Below are 478 nucleotides of genomic sequence, written 5' to 3'. Positions count from 1 at the left end.
GACGCGCACCGGGCACGGGAGCCGGTACCCGGCCGGGCCGCCGGGCGGCCCCGCAGCACGAGTGCCCGCGGTCCGGCTGCCCGCGGTCCGGGGGTCCACGGTCCGGGTGTCGGCGGCCCGGGTGTCCGCCGCAGTGTGCTCCCCGGGGAGGAGCGGGCCGACCGTCCCGGCGACCACGACCAGCTCCGCACCGGTCGCACGCACGAGCGACGCGAGGTCGGAGCCCCGCTCCCCCACCCGCTCCGGCACCCCGTCGCGGACCAGCACCACGTCGTCGTCGACGACCAGGACCGGCCCGTCCGGCAGCTCCGGTTCCGCCGCGAGCACCGCGACCGCCGCCGGGACCACCAGCACCCGCGGGCCTCCGGGGAAGGCGCCGCCCGCCGTCGTCCCGACCCGGACGACGACCCCGGGCGGCTCGTCGCCGAAGAAGTCCGCGACGGCCGTCGCCGGGGGTGTGCCGGGCGGGGCCGCGGCG

The 478-nt window shown here is 81.2% G+C and carries 1 protein-coding gene; it reads right to left on the bottom strand.

The window, feature by feature from the left end; all coding sequences use genetic code 11:
• Positions 1 to 478 (bottom strand): hypothetical protein (locus GTW08_RS19975; RefSeq protein ID WP_202417441.1); only part of this gene is annotated, 478 nt, incomplete at both ends.

Source organism: Pseudonocardia sp. SID8383, from assembly GCF_009864975.1.
Taxonomy (GTDB): Bacteria; Actinomycetota; Actinomycetes; order Mycobacteriales; family Pseudonocardiaceae; genus Pseudonocardia; species Pseudonocardia alni.
Note: the sequence above shows the minus strand (reverse complement) of the source record. Positions and strands in the feature narration are given on the sequence as shown.